This window comes from Asaia sp. BMEF1 (assembly GCF_051628905.1).
Classification (GTDB): domain Bacteria; phylum Pseudomonadota; class Alphaproteobacteria; order Acetobacterales; family Acetobacteraceae; genus Asaia.
Genome location: NZ_CP157575.1, coordinates 1,363,681 through 1,382,618 on the forward strand (window position 1 = coordinate 1,363,681; position 18,938 = coordinate 1,382,618).

Annotated in this window: 7 protein-coding genes and 2 pseudogenes; 1 reads left to right on the top strand and 8 read right to left on the bottom strand. The window is 59.4% G+C overall.

All coding sequences use genetic code 11. From position 1 onward, the window contains the following. Positions 1-8: 8 nt before the first annotated feature. The 7 genes and pseudogenes from ABHV46_RS05890 to ABHV46_RS05920 form a co-directional block, all read right to left on the bottom strand. A complete protein-coding gene (locus ABHV46_RS05890) occupies positions 9-12,185 on the bottom strand; it encodes an amino acid adenylation domain-containing protein (protein WP_438384282.1) in 12,177 nt (4,058 codons plus the stop codon). 300 nt (positions 12,186-12,485) lie between these two features. Continuing rightward, positions 12,486-13,445 (bottom strand): annotated as a pseudogene (locus ABHV46_RS05895) (condensation domain-containing protein); the annotation flags it as partial. 197 nt (positions 13,446-13,642) lie between these two features. After that, positions 13,643-13,900 (bottom strand): hypothetical protein, encoded by a 258-nt coding sequence (locus ABHV46_RS05900; RefSeq protein ID WP_438383596.1) that lies wholly within the window; start codon positions 13,898-13,900, stop codon positions 13,643-13,645. Positions 13,901-14,124: 224 nt separating this feature from the next. Continuing rightward, a complete protein-coding gene (locus ABHV46_RS05905; RefSeq protein WP_438383598.1) occupies positions 14,125-14,343 on the bottom strand; it encodes a transposase in 219 nt (72 codons plus the stop codon). Between the two features lie 295 nt (positions 14,344-14,638). Further along, positions 14,639-15,772, bottom strand: a complete 1,134-nt coding sequence (locus tag ABHV46_RS05910) for an SMP-30/gluconolactonase/LRE family protein (protein WP_438383600.1) — start codon at positions 15,770-15,772, stop codon at positions 14,639-14,641. Then, positions 15,769-15,993 carry a hypothetical protein gene (locus ABHV46_RS05915; protein WP_438383601.1) on the bottom strand — a complete coding sequence of 75 codons (225 nt, stop codon included), beginning with the start codon at positions 15,991-15,993 and terminating at the stop codon, positions 15,769-15,771. The genes ABHV46_RS05910 and ABHV46_RS05915 overlap by 4 nt, the downstream gene beginning before the upstream one ends. Beyond that, positions 15,986-17,020 (bottom strand): annotated as a pseudogene (locus ABHV46_RS05920) (zinc-binding alcohol dehydrogenase family protein). Before ABHV46_RS05920 ends, ABHV46_RS05915 begins: the two are co-directional and overlap by 8 nt. Before the next feature lie 100 nt (positions 17,021-17,120). Between ABHV46_RS05920 and ABHV46_RS05925 the strand changes: the two are divergent. Then, a complete protein-coding gene (locus ABHV46_RS05925) occupies positions 17,121-17,507 on the top strand; it encodes a winged helix-turn-helix transcriptional regulator (RefSeq protein ID WP_438383604.1) in 387 nt (128 codons plus the stop codon). Positions 17,508-17,666: 159 nt separating this feature from the next. Here ABHV46_RS05925 and ABHV46_RS05930 read toward each other — a convergent pair whose 3' ends face one another. After that, positions 17,667-18,923, bottom strand: coding sequence for an NAD(P)/FAD-dependent oxidoreductase (locus ABHV46_RS05930; RefSeq protein WP_438383605.1), 1,257 nt, complete (start codon positions 18,921-18,923; stop codon positions 17,667-17,669). Between the last annotated feature and the right edge of the window lie 15 nt (positions 18,924-18,938).

Here is an 18,938-nt window from a genome sequence, read left to right on the forward strand (position 1 = left end):
GCATGCCCTTACCCGAGATACTCTTGGATGAGGCGCCGGATTTCTCGTCCGTTCGCAGGCGAGAGCATATCGAAATGGTCCATGTCGGTCTTGATGACCTCGAAAGCACTGTGCACGAAGGGCTTCCAGAGTTTGTTTGGCAAGTCTTCATGACTGGGTAATGACTGTCTCGATTGCACAAACACGCAATCAGCCTGCACGGGCCGAGGACTGTGTCTAATCAGGAGTGCAACGCAATTCTGATAGACACTATTCACCCGAACCATAATCTCATGATCGATATTATCGAGACCATATCTCTTTGCGATATCAATAATCTCCGTATCGGCGCGCGTACCCGTCTCCCTCTTGTTGATCTCGCCGTAGTACCCGTCGAGCATGATCAAATGGGCCACCTCCCGTCCTTGCGCTTCCAGGGCTTCGCATATCGCATGTGCGGCTACAGCGCCGAACGACCAACCCAGAATATAGTAGGGACCACTCGGCTGCTTTCTTATGATCTGATCGACATAATCCGCTACCAGCTCCATCATGGTCGCAGGAAGACGCTCGCCGTCTTCAAGACCGCGGGCCTGGATAGCGTAGATGGCCCTCTGCTCACATTTATCGTCGACAAGATTCCGGAATGGCCAAACGAGTCCAGCTCCTCCGTGAATACAGAATAGGGGCTCTCGCTCTCCTCCAGCCTTGATTACGGTGAGACTACCTCCGTCGATATGTTCGATTTTCTCCATGGCGGTGGCGAGTGCGCAGACGGTGGGGGCCTCGAAGATGGTGCGTATGGGCAGGCTGACGGAGAAAATATTGCGGATCCGGCTGATGAGGCGCGTCGCCAGCAGGGAGTGACCGCCGAGATCGAAGAAGCTCGTATCGATATCCACGCTCTCGCGATCGAGAAGCTCGGCAAACAGCGAACACAGCACGGCCTCACGCGGCGTACGGGGTGCGCGTCCGCTCTGCAGATCAGCGAAATCCGGAACCGGCAATGCCTTTCTGTCGAGCTTGCCATTCGTCGTCAGCGGCAGGGCCTCGAGCGCGACAATGGCGCTGGGCACCATGTAGTCGGGAAGTTCATGCGCCAGCGCATTGCGCAGCGCGGCACTGTCGGGAACATGCCCCGGCTCCGGCACCACATAGGCCACCAGACGCGGATCGTCCTTCCTGTCCTCGCGCAGGATGACCGCCGCCGCACGCAGGCCGGGCTGTTCCTGCAGCCTTGTCTCGATCTCGCCCGGCTCCACACGAAAGCCGCGGATCTTGATCTGGTGATCGATACGCCCAAGGAAGAGAATGGTCCCGTCGGGCTGGTAACAGGCCAGATCGCCTGTGCGATAGAGCCTGCCATGACCATCCGCGCAGAAGGGATCGGCGATGAAGCGCTCTGCCGTCAGTTCGGGCTGGTTGAGATAGCCACGCGCCACACCATGGCCGCCGATATGCAGCTCTCCCGATACGCCAGGCGGCACAGGATGACCCGCAGGATCGAGAATATACAGCTGCGTATTCGCAATCGGCCGACCGATCGGCACAGAATGCAAACCCGTCACGTCACGCGGGCATTCCCAGTGCGTGACATAAACAGTCGTCTCGGTCGGGCCGTAAATGTTGATAACTGAGGACTGACTTACTTCATGAACACGCGTGATGACATCTGCACCGAGAGCTTCACCCCCAAAAAACAGATATTGGAGAGAATTATTGAATTGCAGACCAAAATCGATTTTGAACAGTGCCTGAGGAAGAAGCGTATGCGTAATTTTCTCACGGATCATGAACTGCCAGAGTGTTTCGACGCTCTGTCGCTGCTCCTGAGTGATCAGGCAGAGTTCTGCACCTGCGGTAAGCGCCATAACGATTTCGAATATGCTGGCATCGAAACTGCATGACGAGAACTGCAGCACACGGCTGCGGCAGGTAGCGGCGAAATCACGCTTTTGCGCCACGTGCAAAGCCACGGCGTTGATGTGCTCGACCGCAACCCCCTTTGGCTGTCCTGTGGAGCCGGAGGTGTAGATGATATAGGCGAGGTTACGGCTGGTCAGTCCCAGGCGGTGACGATCGGGATTGCCCGTCTCACGCGCCTGCCAGGGCGTGACGGGCGCGCAGACATCGCACAGGATGGTATCGTGCGCCGCCCAGTCCCCCAGCGCGGCAAGCCCCGAGGCATCGTGCAGCAGGACCGCCGGGCGCGCATCGTCGAGAACACGCTGCAAACGGCCTGAGGCATAGGACGGATCAAGCGGCAGATAGGCCCCGCCCGCCTTGAGGATCGCAAGAAGCGCTATCATCATCTCGGGCGAGCGGTCCAGACAGACCGCAACCGGCATGTCAGGCCCGATACCCAGCGCAATCAGATGATGCGCCAGACGGTTGGCCCGGATATTGAGCTCCGCATAGCTGAGCGTATGCCCCTCGAAACTCACCGCAGGGGCATCAGGCGTCATCGCCACCTGCTGCTCGATCAGCTCATGCAGGCACAGCGTGTCAGGATACGACAGCGCCGTATCGTTCCACGACACAAGAACCTTCTGCCTCTCCTCCGGCAGCAGGATATCCATTCCCCCAACAACAGCATCCGGCTTCAGAACGAGGCTCTGCAGGATCATGCAGAAGCGCTCGGCCATGGCACTGATTGTGCTGCGCTCGAACAGATCCGTATCGAACTCGATCTCACCTCCAAGACCGCCATCATGATCCGTCAGACTGAACGTCAGGTCGAATTTGGCACTCGCTGTCCTGCCCCTGAGATAACCCACCTCCAGACCGGGCAGATCGATCTGCGGCATCCCCATATTGCCCAGCGCCAGCATGACCTGGAAAAGCGGGTGATGGTTCTGCGCCCGGTTCGGATTGACGAGACCGACAATCCTTTCAAACGGTATATCCTGATGGGCAAAAGCCTCGAGGTTTTCCTGCCGGATCCGGTCAATCAGAGACAGACCGGTCGTGTCCGAGGTCAGGCCTGTTCTCAGGACAAGCGTGTTGACGAAAAAGCCGACCAGCTTCTCCAGCGCCGTCTCGGTCCGCCCCGCAACCGGGGTACCGATAACAATGTCGTCCCCTGCCCCGAGCCGGTGCAGCAGCACAACCAGCGCCGCATGAAGCACCATGAAAACGCTCGCGCCGTGTGCACGGGCAAAATCCTGGACTGTCTCATAAAGCGCAGGCGTTATCGGCAGCGGCACCGCCTCTCCACGATAGCGCGCAACCGCAGGCCGTGGATGATCCAGGGGCAGGGCAATGCATTCGGGAATCCCGGCCAGCGTTCTGGACCAGTACCCTGCCTGCCGGGCAAAGAGACTATCCTCGCCCCCTGCCTCATCCAGCAATCCGGCCTGCCACAGCGTGTAGTCGGCATACTGGATGACCAGTGCCTCCTGATCGGGCGCTTCTGCAGACAGCCGCGCCACATAGGCAGTCGACAGATCGTGCATCAGCGGACGCAGCGACCAGCCATCCGAGGCAATATGATGCATCAGGATCAGCAGGATATGGGAGCGCGGACCGGTCTGGAACAGCGTGACATGCAGCGGCAGTTCATGCTCGATATCAATGGCACGCGCCGAGGCCGCATCCAGAATGTCCTGTATGTCCACCGCACTGACACTCTGTGCAGGCAGATCGATGCGACAGCGCGCGTCATCAGGCGACAGCACGATCTGGCAGGCCTCGCCCTCGCTCTCCGCAAAGACAGTGCGCAGGCTTTCATGACGCCCGATCACGTCGCACATTGCTGCCTGCAGCGCCCCATGATCGAGAACGCCTTCCAGGCGCAGGGCAAGCGGGATGTTATAGGTGGCAGAGGGTCCCTCTAGACGATTGAGGAACCACAGCCGCTGCTGCGCTGCAGAAAGCGGCAGGACCTGCGGGCGCGTCTGCACTGTCAGAGGCAGGCGTGACAGCTCCTGATCGCCCTCCATGGCGGTGGCGAGTGCGCAGACGGTGGGGGCCTCGAAGATGGTGCGTATGGGCAGGCTGACGGAGAAAATATTGCGGATCCGGCTGATGAGGCGCGTCGCCAGCAGGGAGTGACCGCCGAGATCGAAGAAGCTCGTATCGATATCCACGCTCTCGCGATCGAGAAGCTCGGCAAACAGCGAACACAGCACGGCCTCACGCGGCGTACGGGGTGCGCGTCCGCTCTGCAGATCAGCGAAATCCGGAACCGGCAATGCCTTTCTGTCGAGCTTGCCATTCGTCGTCAGCGGCAGGGCCTCGAGCGCGACAATGGCGCTGGGCACCATGTAGTCGGGAAGTTCATGCGCCAGCGCATTGCGCAGCGCGGCACTGTCGGGAACATGCCCCGGCTCCGGCACCACATAGGCCACCAGACGCGGATCGTCCTTCCTGTCCTCGCGCAGGATGACCGCCGCCGCACGCAGGCCGGGCTGTTCCTGCAGCCTTGTCTCGATCTCGCCCGGCTCCACACGAAAGCCGCGGATCTTGATCTGGTGATCGATACGCCCAAGGAAGAGAATGGTCCCGTCGGGCTGGTAGCAGGCCAGATCGCCTGTGCGATAGAGCCTGCCATGACCATCCGCGCAGAAGGGATCGGCGATGAAGCGCTCTGCCGTCAGCTCGGGCTGGTTGAGATAGCCACGCGCCACACCATGACCGCCGATATGCAGCTCTCCCGATACGCCAGGCGGCACAGGATGACCCGCAGGATCGAGAATATACAGCTGCGTATTCGCAATCGGCCGACCGATCGGCACAGAATGCAAACCCGTCACGTCACGCGGGCACTCCCAGCAAGTCGCATAGACGCTGGCTTCGGTCGGCCCATAAGCGTTTATGATCTTGGCTGATACTAACGAGGCACAATAACGCACCACGTCAGGATCGAGAGCTTCGCCCCCAAAAACAAGATGCGAAAGCGCAGAGAGCGGTTCAAGATCAAGCCGCTCTCTGAACAGAGCCTGTGGGAGTACCGCATGTGTAATGCGGCGCACGCCCATGAACTGCCAGAGTGTTTCGACGCTCTGTCGCTGCTCCTGGGTAATGAGACAGAGTTCTGCACCTGCGGTAAGCGCCATAACGATTTCGAATATGCTGGCATCGAAACTGCATGACGAGAACTGCAGCACACGGCTGCGGCAGGTAGCGGCGAAATCACGCTTTTGCGCCACGTGCAAAGCCACGGCGTTGATGTGCTCGACCGCAACCCCCTTTGGCTGTCCTGTGGAGCCGGAGGTGTAGATGATATAGGCGAGGTTACGGCTGGTCAGTCCCAGGCGGTGACGATCGGGATTGCCCGTCTCACGCGCCTGCCAGGGCGTGACGGGCGCGCAGACATCGCACAGGATGGTATCGTGCGCCGCCCAGTCCCCCAGCGCGGCAAGCCCCGAGGCATCGTGCAGCAGGACCGCCGGGCGCGCATCGTCGAGAACACGCTGCAAACGGCCTGAGGCATAGGACGGATCAAGCGGCAGATAGGCCCCGCCCGCCTTGAGGATCGCAAGAAGCGCTATCATCATCTCGGGCGAGCGGTCCAGACAGACCGCAACCGGCATGTCAGGCCCGATACCCAGCGCAATCAGATGATGCGCCAGACGGTTGGCCCGGATATTGAGCTCCGCATAGCTGAGCGTATGCCCCTCGAAACTCACCGCAGGGGCATCAGGCGTCATCGCCACCTGCTGCTCGATCAGCTCATGCAGGCACAGCGTGTCAGGATACGACAGCGCCGTATCGTTCCACGACACAAGAACCTTCTGCCTCTCCTCCGGCAGCAGGATATCCATTCCCCCAACAACAGCATCCGGCTTCAGAACGAGGCTCTGCAGGATCATGCAGAAGCGCTCGGCCATGGCACTGATTGTGCTGCGCTCGAACAGATCCGTATCGAACTCGATCTCACCTCCAAGACCGCCATCATGATCCGTCAGACTGAACGTCAGGTCGAATTTGGCACTCGCTGTCCTGCCCCTGAGATAACCCACCTCCAGACCGGGCAGATCGATCTGCGGCATCCCCATATTGCCCAGCGCCAGCATGACCTGGAAAAGCGGGTGATGGTTCTGCGCCCGGTTCGGATTGACGAGACCGACAATCCTTTCAAACGGTATATCCTGATGGGCAAAAGCCTCGAGGTTTTCCTGCCGGATCCGGTCAATCAGAGACAGACCGGTCGTGTCCGAGGTCAGGCCTGTTCTCAGGACAAGCGTGTTGACAAAAAAGCCGACCAGCTTCTCCAGCGCCGTCTCGGTCCGCCCCGCAACCGGGGTACCGATAACAATGTCGTCCCCTGCCCCGAGCCGGTGCAGCAGCACAACCAGCGCCGCATGAAGCACCATGAAAACGCTCGCGCCGTGTGCACGGGCAAAATCCTGGACCGTCTCATAAAGCGCAGGCGTTATCGGCAGCGGCACCGCCTCTCCACGATAGCGCGCAACCGCAGGCCGTGGATGATCCAGGGGCAGAGCAATGCATTCGGGAATCCCGGCCAGCGTTCTGGACCAGTACCCTGCCTGCCGGGCAAAGAGACTATCCTCGCCCCCTGCCTCATCCAGCAATCCGGCCTGCCACAGCGTGTAGTCGGCATACTGGATGACCAGTGCCTCCTGATCGGGCGCTTCTGCAGATAGCCGCGCCACATAGGCAGTCGACAGATCGTGCATCAGCGGACGCAGCGACCAGCCATCCGAGGCAATATGATGCATCAGGATCAGCAGGATATGGGAGCGCGGACCGGTCTGGAACAGCGTGACATGCAGCGGCAGTTCATGCTCGATATCAATGGCACGCGCCGAGGCCGCATCCAGAATGTCCTGTATGTCCACCGCACTGACACTCTGTGCAGGCAGATCGATGCGACAGCGCGCGTCATCAGGCGACAGCACGATCTGGCAGGCCTCGCCCTCGCTCTCCGCAAAGACAGTGCGCAGGCTTTCATGACGCCCGATCACGTCGCACATTGCTGCCTGCAGCGCCCCATGATCGAGAACGCCTTCCAGGCGCAGGGCAAGCGGGATGTTATAGGTGGCAGAGGGTCCCTCTAGACGATTGAGGAACCACAGCCGCTGCTGCGCTGCAGAAAGCGGCAGGACCTGCGGGCGCGTCTGCACTGTCAGAGGCAGGCGTGACAGCTCCTGATCGCCCTCCATGGCGGTGGCGAGTGCGCAGACGGTGGGGGCCTCGAAGATGGTGCGTATGGGCAGGCTGACGGAGAAAATATTGCGGATCCGGCTGATGAGGCGCGTCGCCAGCAGGGAGTGACCGCCGAGATCGAAGAAGCTCGTATCGATATCCACGCTCTCGCGATCGAGAAGCTCGGCAAACAGCGAACACAGCACGGCCTCACGCGGCGTACGGGGTGCGCGTCCGCTCTGCAGATCAGCGAAATCCGGAACCGGCAATGCCTTTCTGTCGAGCTTGCCATTCGTCGTCAGCGGCAGGGCCTCGAGCGCGACAATGGCGCTGGGCACCATGTAGTCGGGAAGTTCATGCGCCAGCGCATTGCGCAGCGCGGCACTGTCGGGAACATGCCCCGGCTCCGGCACCACATAGGCCACCAGACGCGGATCGTCCTTCCTGTCCTCGCGCAGGATGACCGCCGCCGCACGCAGGCCGGGCTGTTCCTGCAGCCTTGTCTCGATCTCGCCCGGCTCCACACGAAAGCCGCGGATCTTGATCTGGTGATCGATACGCCCAAGGAAGAGAATGGTCCCGTCGGGCTGGTAACAGGCCAGATCGCCTGTGCGATAGAGCCTGCCATGACCATCCGCGCAGAAGGGATCGGCGATGAAGCGCTCTGCCGTCAGCTCGGGCTGGTTGAGATAGCCACGCGCCACACCATGGCCGCCGATATGCAGCTCACCCGATACGCCGGGCGGCACAGGATGACCCGCAGGATCGAGAATATACAGCTGCGTATTCGCAATCGGCCGACCGATCGGCACAGAATGCAAACCCATAACGTCACGCGGGCACTCCCAGTGCGTGACATCGATAGCCGCTTCTGTCGGACCGTAGAGATTGCTCACATGAGCCCAGGGAAACAGCCTGCGACATTGCTGCAGCGTGACGACAGAGAGCGCCTCACCGCTGCAGATAATGCGCTTGAGCGTCACACATTCCTCAGGGCTGCTCTCATCGAGAAACAGGTCCAGCATGGAAGGCACGAAATGGAGCGTCGTAATGCGCTCCTGCGCAATGACCTCAGATAGATAGGTTGCATCCTTGTGGCCACCGGGCCGCGCCAGAACGAGACGGGCGCCTGCCAGGAGAGGCCAGAAAAACTCCCAGACCGACACGTCAAAGCCGAAGGAGGTCTTTTGCAGGACCACATCGCCGGCATCCAGCCTGTAGGCATGCTGCATCCAGACCAGACGATTGACGATACCCCTATGCTCATTGCCAACCCCCTTTGGCTGTCCTGTGGAGCCGGAGGTGTAGATGATATAGGCGAGGTTACGGCTGGTCAGTCCCAGACGGTGACGATCGGGATTGCCCGTCTCACGCGCCTGCCAGGGGGTGACGGGAGCGCAGACATCGCACAGGATGGTATCGTGCGCCGCCCAGTCCCCCAGCGCGGCAAGTCCCGAGGCATCGTGCAGCAGGACCGCCGGGCGCGCATCGTCGAGAACACGCTGCAAACGGCCTGAGGCATAGGACGGATCAAGCGGCAGATAGGCCCCGCCCGCCTTGAGGATCGCAAGAAGCGCTATCATCATCTCGGGCGAGCGGTCCAGACAGACCGCAACCGGCATGTCAGGCCCGATACCCAGCGCAATCAGATGATGCGCCAGACGGTTGGCCCGGATATTGAGCTCCGCATAGCTGAGCGTATGCCCCTCGAAACTCACCGCAGGGGCATCAGGCGTCATCGCCACCTGCTGCTCGATCAGCTCATGCAGGCACAGCGTGTCAGGATACGACAGCGCCGTATCGTTCCACGACACAAGAACCTTCTGCCTCTCCTCCGGCAGCAGGATATCCATTCCCCCAACAACAGCATCCGGCTTCAGAACGAGGCTCTGCAGGATCATGCAGAAGCGCTCGGCCATGGCACTGATTGTGCTGCGCTCGAACAGATCCGTATCGAACTCGATCTCACCTCCAAGACCGCCATCATGATCCGTCAGACTGAACGTCAGGTCGAATTTGGCACTCGCTGTCCTGCCCCTGAGATAACCCACCTCCAGACCGGGCAGATCGATCTGCGGCATCCCCATATTGCCCAGCGCCAGCATGACCTGGAAAAGCGGGTGATGGTTCTGCGCCCGGTTCGGATTGACGAGACCGACAATCCTTTCAAACGGTATATCCTGATGGGCAAAAGCCTCGAGGTTTTCCTGCCGGATCCGGTCAATCAGAGACAGACCGGTCGTGTCCGAGGTCAGGCCTGTTCTCAGGACAAGCGTGTTGACAAAAAAGCCGACCAGCTTCTCCAGCGCCGTCTCGGTCCGCCCCGCAACCGGGGTACCGATAACAATGTCGTCCCCTGCCCCGAGCCGGTGCAGCAGCACAACCAGCGCCGCATGAAGCACCATGAAAACGCTCGCGCCGTGTGCACGGGCAAAATCCTGGACCGTCTCATAAAGCGCAGGCGTTATCGGCAGCGGCACTGCATCTCCACGATAGCGCGCAACCGCAGGCCGTGGATGATCCAGGGGCAGAGCAATGCATTCGGGAATCCCGGCCAGCGTTCTGGACCAGTACCCTGCCTGACGGACAAAGAGACTATCCTCGCCTCCTGTCTCGTCCAGCAATCCGGCCTGCCACAGCGTGTAGTCGGCATACTGGATGACCAGTGCCTCCTGATCGGGCGCTTCTGCAGACAGCCGCGCCACATAGGCAGTCGACAGATCGTGCATCAGCGGACGCAGCGACCAGCCATCCGAGGCAATATGATGCATCAGGATCAGCAGGATATGGGAGCGCGGACCGGTCTGGAACAGCGTGACATGCAGCGGCAGTTCATGCTCGATATCAATGGCACGCGCCGAGGCCGCATCCAGAATGTCCTGTATGTCCACCGCACTGACACTCTGTGCAGGCAGATCGATGCGACAGCGCGCGTCATCAGGCGACAGCACGATCTGGCAGGCCTCGCCCTCGCTCTCCGCAAAGACAGTGCGCAGGCTTTCATGACGCCCGATCACGTCGCACATTGCTGCCTGCAGCGCCCCATGATCGAGAACGCCTTCCAGGCGCAGGGCAAGCGGGATGTTATAGGTGGCAGAGGGTCCCTCTAGACGATTGAGGAACCACAGCCGCTGCTGCGCTGCAGAAAGCGGCAGGACCTGCGGGCGCGTCTGCACTGTCAGAGGCAGGCGTGACAGCTCCTGATCGCCCTCCATGGCGGTGGCGAGTGCGCAGACGGTGGGGGCCTCGAAGATGGTGCGTATGGGCAGGCTGACGGAGAAAATATTGCGGATCCGGCTGATGAGGCGCGTCGCCAGCAGGGAGTGACCGCCGAGATCGAAGAAGCTCGTATCGATATCCACGCTCTCGCGATCGAGAAGCTCGGCAAACAGCGAACACAGCACGGCCTCACGCGGCGTACGGGGTGCGCGTCCGCTCTGCAGATCAGCGAAATCCGGAACCGGCAATGCCTTTCTGTCGAGCTTGCCATTCGTCGTCAGCGGCAGGGCCTCGAGCGCGACAATGGCGCTGGGCACCATGTAGTCGGGAAGTTCATGCGCCAGCGCATTGCGCAGCGCGGCACTGTCGGGAACATGCCCCGGCTCCGGCACCACATAGGCCACCAGACGCGGATCGTCCTTCCTGTCCTCGCGCAGGATGACCGCCGCCGCACGCAGGCCGGGCTGTTCCTGCAGCCTTGTCTCGATCTCGCCCGGCTCCACACGAAAGCCGCGGATCTTGATCTGGTGATCGATACGCCCAAGGAAGAGAATGGTCCCGTCGGGCTGGTAACAGGCCAGATCGCCTGTGCGATAGAGCCTGCCATGACCATCCGCGCAGAAGGGATCGGCGATGAAGCGCTCTGCCGTCAGCTCGGGCTGGTTGAGATAGCCACGCGCCACACCATGGCCGCCGATATGCAGCTCACCCGATACGCCGGGCGGCACAGGATGACCCGCAGGATCGAGAATATACAGCTGCGTATTCGCAATCGGCCGACCGATCGGCACAGAATGCAAACCCATAACGTCACGCGGGCACTCCCAGTGCGTGACATCGATAGCCGCTTCTGTCGGACCGTAGAGATTGCTCACATGAGCCCAGGGAAACAGCCTGCGACATTGCTGCAGCGTGACGACAGAGAGCGCCTCACCGCTGCAGATAATGCGCTTGAGCGTCACACATTCCTCAGGGCTGCTCTCATCGAGAAACAGGTCCAGCATGGAAGGCACGAAATGGAGCGTCGTAATGCGCTCCTGCGCAATGACCTCAGATAGATAGGTTGCATCCTTGTGGCCACCGGGCCGCGCCAGAACGAGACGGGCGCCTGCCAGGAGAGGCCAGAAAAACTCCCAGACCGACACGTCAAAGCCGAAGGAGGTCTTTTGCAGGACCACATCGCCGGCATCCAGCCTGTAGGCATGCTGCATCCAGACCAGACGATTGACGATACCCCTATGCTCATTGCCAACCCCCTTTGGCTGTCCTGTGGAGCCGGAGGTGTAGATGATATAGGCGAGGTTACGGCTGGTCAGTCCCAGACGGTGACGATCGGGATTGCCCGTCTCACGCGCCTGCCAGGGGGTGACGGGAGCGCAGACATCGCACAGGATGGTATCGTGCGCCGCCCAGTCCCCCAGCGCGGCAAGTCCCGAGGCATCGTGCAGCAGGACCGCCGGGCGCGCATCGTCGAGAACACGCTGCAAACGGCCTGAGGCATAGGACGGATCAAGCGGCAGATAGGCCCCGCCCGCCTTGAGGATCGCAAGAAGCGCTATCATCATCTCGGGCGAGCGGTCCAGACAGACCGCAACCGGCATGTCAGGCCCGATACCCAGCGCAATCAGATGATGCGCCAGACGGTTGGCCCGGATATTGAGCTCCGCATAGCTGAGCGTATGCCCCTCGAAACTCACCGCAGGGGCATCAGGCGTCATCGCCACCTGCTGCTCGATCAGCTCATGCAGGCACAGCGTGTCAGGATACGACAGCGCCGTATCGTTCCACGACACAAGAACCTTCTGCCTCTCCTCCGGCAGCAGGATATCCATTCCCCCAACAACAGCATCCGGCTTCAGAACGAGCTTCCTCAGCAACGCTTGCAGACTTCTTTCCAGCGTCCGCCCATCAAGCTGCTGATCAGAGCCGCTCGGTGGGGCATAGATGATTGCGAAGTCGTGCGCTGCCCCGCCGTTTATCCGGTAGAAAGTAAAATCATGATCTGCCTTCGGACCTGAGAGGCGGCTGTTATATATACCTCGCCCAAGCCCATAGGTAAGATCGACGTTCATATCGATACAAGTCGCGGTCGGCCCAAACGACTTTGCGTTTCCACCTAAAGAACGAAGTATATGCTCGCCTCTATACCTCGAATGAAGGTGAACGCGTCTCAGTTCTTTCCTTACTTTATTTATAATGGAATTGAAACAATCCAGCTCTGATATGCTAATTGTGAGAGGAATTATATTACTGAAGAAGCCTATGGCATTGCGATTATGCTTCGTCCTGCCACCTACTGGCAGACCTATCGTCACACTACCCGCTCTACTCACCAGGTACATATATATGATCAGAAATGCTATCGAGCAGGTCGCGAAGGTAAGCTTGTTTTCGCGTATCATCTCAAAAAGCTGACGACGCACCGGTTCGTCGGGAATGATTCGGTGCCCATCGTTTCCCGAGACACTTTCGACCCGCTCAAGAAGACGCACATCAGAAAGATTGGCCGTGTAATCTTTCCAAAATTGTCGGCTTTTTTCGTCCCGAGAATCGCATTCGTCGGAACCGTCAACGGAAAATCCCCACGAATCTCCAATTTCCGTCGCATTATATGCGTTAGTAATTTCACGAACTACAATAGAAATAGTTATACCATCAGCAATTATATGATGGTATTTTTGATAGATGATTATTTCTTTATTTTTATTTATTAAAACAATTACCTTAAATAAAAAATCATCTTCAGCGTCGAATGACACGCTGTCTTCCGCGCATAGCATATCCTCGATCTCAGAGTCAGTAAGTGCGACGCTATGAGCGATAAATATATCTCTATAGTCTTTCTCATCTGGCTTTTTATTTACAAATACTTTTTCTACAAAATGTTTATTTCTAATTATAGAATCTACGCATCTCACCAGCTTATTTATTTCCGATAATCCGAATATAGTTACAGTGCCGGAAATGCAGAAATTCGCCCTATCGCTTAGTTTATTATATAAATACATTTCCCGCTGCTGCACGGTAAAATCCGAACGAGAAAGCATATAATTTGACTCCATGGCATTCCCACAATTTTCGTTCTTATGCATGATCTGCCATTTCTGTCCGGTTTTTTTCATTTCTGCGATTGCCATAAGTTTTTTCTAGATTTGTTCCTATAACTATATTTTTGCATTGCAAATAACGATATTTTTATGACGTTTCGTTCACGTACCCTATTGGGAAGCACGCGCATGTGCCCTCGCTAATTTAGGAGCGCTTCCTAAGAGACGTCGAAAAGAGCTTGTCACTCCCTCATACAGTCCAGGTGAACAGCCTAACGACGATCAAGCTAGGCAACGCCGATAAAAGAACCAGTCCAGAATCTGGCTACATCGAGATTGAGAAAGCCCGTTAGGGATAAGGCTGTCTTGTCGTAGCGGGTCGCGATGCGGCGCATCTGCTTGAGCCTGTTGGACATCCGCTCGATACGATTGCGCTCCCAGTTACGCCGCCAGTCTGTTTTCTGCGGAGTGCTGCAACCTTTGCCTGATGGAATGACCGAAGATCCCGTGGTCCAGCAGATCCTGACGGAAGCTGGTACTGTCATAGCGTGGATCAGCAAGCATGAATTTGGGGTCCGACGCTGGCCCCCCGATGACGACAAAGCCGAAAGGACGCTACCTGATCGTCACGCCCAGCATGGATTTTGCTCGTAAAACCGCCGCGACATCGACCAAAAGTTTCCGAATGAGCTCCCCTTTTGTCCCCGTATTCTACAAGTGAGCACGAACGACGGTGCTATCAACTGCATGCTAGCAGTCATCACTCAGCTTAAGATCCACCGGGTTTGGAGCAGGTCATCCCACAAATCCTGCTCACCCAACGCGGGAACCGGAGATACATAGAATTCCACTTGCCGTAGCGCTCATGCATATCCCGCCACGGACAGCCCGTCCTCAAGACATGCCGCATACCATCGAGAACCGGGCGGTCATCTCCGGCTGGGCTGGGCCAACAACCGCGTTCACGCGGCAGAAGCGGACAAATCATTGACCATTCCCGATCCGTCAGATTGACTCATGCCATGCTCACTCCGCACTACCGTGTGCGTTGAAGCAAGCTGTGAGTCAGAACTCAGGTGAGATCTTCGCGATTGTTTGATCGTTTCTCGCCAATGTCGCGCCTCCTGAAACGGCGACAGCCCTTCCCTCAATCAAGCGCCTCGCTAAGGGACAGGCAAACGCAGTCGCTTCGCAATCCAAGAGCCCGCAACCGCTGAGTTATTCTGCCTGACTTTCCTCTCTTTCATATGGGCGGCAGGCAGGAAGCCTGCCCGTATCCAACCTCACGGCGCGATCTTCAAGGAAACCAGCGCGAAAGGCAGTTGGATTGCCGACTTTCCCAAGTTGAACTGAGGCAGTCGGTCGAGTTGGGCGGCGGGCAGCCAGAGTGCTCGGTTCTCGATGAGTATGGGCGCATCGGCCCAATGCAAGCGCGGATCGGTAAGCAGCGCTACGATCCGACCATCGCGTTCACGCCGATAGACGGTGTTGTCCTTCAATGCCGTAAAATAGAGCCTGCCTTCCGGGTCCATCGTACTACCGCCTATTGGGGGTAGATCGGCCCAAGGGGTCACCTGTGCGGCCAATCTCTCCGACGAGAGCGATGCGTCGTCGAGCGCTGCCGTCGGCACCTGCGACCACGGTCCCTCCAGCGGGCCGAAATACAGAATTTTGCCGTCCGGGCTGACTTCGAGAGGATCGACATTGATCCGCAGCGGCTGGCCCTTGCCATCACGCAGGGTTTGGCCCCCGATGATGATCGGTCGGTTTGCCCGCGCCATGACGGCAGGATGGCCAGCCAGAACACGACGGCATTGCCCGCTCGCAATGTCGAGCACCAGCAGCGCACCGGTCCCGGCATCGGTCAGATAGGCATGCGCGCCATTGAAGCGGATATCATCGATATAAGTCCCCGCAGGGGCTGCCTCAGACCCGAGGGGGTAGATCCGGATGACCTCCCCCGTTCCAGCATCGAGACGGACCAGCTTAGCCCCACCCGCGACAGGAGGGCCGCCGAATTGCGGTGTCCCCGTATCCACCACCCATAATTTACCCTCGGCATCAACATGCAGGGCGTTGACGTTGACGAATTTCCGCCGCGCATCGAGACCCGGCTTCCAGTCACTCCATGCCCGATCGGGAAAGGGGCGAAGTCTGTTTCCTGGCTCCAGCAACGCTACCGACGGGCCGGGAAATCCGGTCCAGCGAGGCCCACTCACAAAGATCCGTCCCGCCGCCTGAGCGACCGCGTTCCAGTCGAGTGTCATACTAGTCGCCTCGACACGCAGCGAGGCCGCCTCTGCTCGTTCTGACGCCCTGCTTGCCAGACCGAAGCTGAGCAGGATTCCCAGAGCCAGCGACGCAACAATGGCGCGTCCGCCATGCGACTGGCGGGAAAAAGCCTCAATTGCTTTCATGCGATCAGATCCTTGCAATGAAGAACGCTTCGGCCGAAAGCCAGACCGGCCGGGCCGGTAACGATCACACAGCCACGATGGTTAGCGTGACACTGGCAGGCATTCGAACTCATCTCGCGCGCCAAAGGGCCGACCGCGATGAGCACGCGTGACGTGTAAACCGCATTGTCGGAGCCTGCGCCAATGGCGCTCGAGGGGGTTTGGCGCCTGTTTTCACTCAAACTCTGGCGATGGGGCGAACCCTTCGAGAACCAGCTTGCCACGCGCCTTGCCGCTTTCGATCACCCCATGGGCGCGACGGAGATTGGCCGCTGTGATCGGCCCGAAATGCTCGCCAAGCGTCGTGCGCAGGCGTCCGCTATCGATCAGGGCAGCGACTTCGTTGAGAATACGACCCTGCTGCGCCATGTCAGACGTCGCGAACATCGAACGGGTAAACATGAATTCCCAATGCAGCGAGAGGCTCTTGCGCTTCAGCGGGGCGGCATCGAGCGTGGCCGGATCGTCGATCAGGCCGAAATGCCCCTGTGGTGCGAGAAGAGCAACAATATCGGCCATATGCTCGGCCGTCTGGGTGGTCGAGAACACGAAGCCCGGTGCTCCCGTCGGAAGCGCAGCAACTTGCGGCGCCAGATCCTGACGATGATCGATCACGTGATGCGCGCCGAGTTCTCTCACCCATTGCTGTGTCTCAGGGCGTGAGGCGGTAGCGATGACGGTGATGTCCGTCAGCGCTCGCGCAAGCTGGATGGCGATGGACCCGACACCGCCTGCCCCGCCGATGACGAGCAGCGTCGGCTGCGTTCCCGGCACTGAGCGCGTGATATCGAGCCGATCGAACAACATTTCCCATGCTGTCAGGGCGGTCAGCGGCAGGGCCGCGGCCTGCGCCCAGTCGAGCGTTTAGGGTTTGCGACCGACGAGCCGCTCATCCACCAGATGGAACTCGGCATTGGTGCCGGGTCGCTGCAATGCCCCGGCGTAGAAAACGGCATCGCCTACGGCAAACTCCTGCACCTCCGGGCCGACCGCCGTGACGGTTCCGGCGGCATCCCAACCCAGCACGCGCCATTGGCCGGGCTCGGGGGTCGCGCTGGCACGAATTTTCGTATCCACCGGATTGACTGACACGGCACGGATTTCAACGAGGAGATCGCATCCGGTCGGAACCGGAACAGAAAGATCAATATCGCTCAGACCGTTCACGTCGTCGATCGCGTGAGGCGTTTTATAGCCGATGGCACGCATGTTTTTTGCTCCATGGTTGAATGAAGCAAAGGTGCGCTCTTATGCTCTTTCTGCGCAAGAACGCACATATTCTGTCCATAGTATCGGAAATGATACCGTCATGCCCCGTATCCGTCATAAGAGCCTCGATTGCAGCCCCGGCTGCGCGGTGGAAGCCACGCTCCAACTGATCGATGGAAAATGGAAAGGCGTCATCCTGTTCCATCTGTTTCACGGCACAATGCGCTTCAACGCCCTGCGAAAGATCCTGCCGAACGTGACGCAGCGTATGCTGACGATGCAGCTTCGCGAGCTGGAGGAAGACGGTTTCATTCATCGCGAGGTTTACCCGCAAATTCCCCCGAAGGTGGAATACAGCCTGACCGATCTCGGCCGCACCCTCGAGCCGGTCGTGATGGCGCTCAAACGCTGGGGGGATGAACACACGAAATTCGGGTTGAAAAAGCAGGCGCCCTGCGCTCTGGAGGCGCCCCCTCAGCACGGATGACGCAAACCGGGAGGTCTTTCGCATGCCCCTGCGATGTGTCGTCTCACAACACTGCCGGACAAGAACTGAAAGACAAGTTCCTGTCATGCGGGCCCTCTTCACTACCCGCCGACAAAAGCCCACCTGGAGCAGGCGCACCCTATTCAGCCTGAGCAGTCTTCAGAGGCCAAGGCGATCCTTGATGCGGCCTTTCATGATCCCGGCGACGACACCCGCCTTCCAGGCGAAATGAAGCGGAATGGGCTTAATCGGTATTTCTGGAAAGAGAGCCGCCCCGCCTTGCGCCATCTCGGCGAGGTTCTGCCCCATCAGGGTCGCCATCGCGACACCGCGTCCGTTATAGCCCAGACAGGCCAGCAGCCCCGGTTCGGGTCGGTGCAGATGGGGATAATGATCGAGCGTCAGAGCCAGCTGACCGTTCCATCCTGCCTCCCATTCCAGTGTCGCAAGCTCGGGCCAGAGTCGTCGCGCGCGGGCGACCAGATAGGGAAAAGCCTCTGCCCCTTGGAGATCGCGCGATGCCGAGCGCCCGCCCATCAGCAGGCACCCTTCGGCATCGACACGATAATAGGTGGTAATTTCGCCAAGTTCGTAGAGCGATTCCCGCTGCGCCAGAATCTTCGCGCGCATGGATTCTGGCAGAGGCGCACTGGCGACGATGGCGCTATAGACGGGCACGATCGACCGTCGCAGCCTGTCGAGCAGTGGACCGGCATAGCCATTTGTCGCCAGAATAATTTGCTTGGCGCGCACCGTTCCGCCCGGCGTGCAAACACGCCAGTCCTCGCCGCTGCGGCTGATGGAAGAAACGGCGGAGCGGTCATGCAGTCTCGCCCCGGCATTCATGGCAGCCCGAGCCAGACCGCGCGTATAGGCCAGCGGGTCGAGCTGGCCGCCACGACGATCGATCATGCCCCCATGATAAAGGCTCGTGCCGCTGCGCTGCGCGATTTCCTCAGCCGTCAGGCATTCAGCCTGATTGCCGAGTGCTACACATTGCCGCGCAAGAGCCTCGAGCGGCGCCATCTGCCCTGCTGTCGTAGCCGCCCTGATCGTTCCGCTGCGCACCGCGTCGCAGGCGATGGCGTGACGGGCGATAAGATCAAAAACGAGATCGGGCGCAGCCCAGGCACGCCGCGCCAGCACCGCCCCACGCTCGGGGCCGAAATCCTGCATGACCTGCTCGGGCGTTGTCTTCAGGCCGGGGTTGATCTGCCCGCCATTACGGCCAGAAGCGCCCCAGCCTGGCTCATGCGCGTCAAGCACGACCACATCATGCCCAGCCTCCGCCAGATGGAGCGCGGCAGAGAGCCCGGTCAGACCGGCGCCGATGACGACGATCTGCGCCTTTGCCTCCCCGGCCTGAGGGGCAAGGCTTAGAGACGCCTTTCTGCGTGCGTAAAGACTGGGATTCATGCGGTCTCCCCTGCG

Coding starts and splice junctions, on each gene's coding strand:
- ABHV46_RS05900 (WP_438383596.1), bottom strand. CDS start 13,900: ATGACAGTACCAGCTTCCGTCAGGATCTGCTGGACCACGGGATCTTCG.
- ABHV46_RS05905 (WP_438383598.1), bottom strand. CDS start 14,343: ATGATTTGTCCGCTTCTGCCGCGTGAACGCGGTTGTTGGCCCAGCCCA.
- ABHV46_RS05910 (WP_438383600.1), bottom strand. CDS start 15,772: ATGAAAGCAATTGAGGCTTTTTCCCGCCAGTCGCATGGCGGACGCGCC.
- ABHV46_RS05925 (WP_438383604.1), top strand. CDS start 17,121: ATGCCCCGTATCCGTCATAAGAGCCTCGATTGCAGCCCCGGCTGCGCG.
- ABHV46_RS05930 (WP_438383605.1), bottom strand. CDS start 18,923: ATGAATCCCAGTCTTTACGCACGCAGAAAGGCGTCTCTAAGCCTTGCC.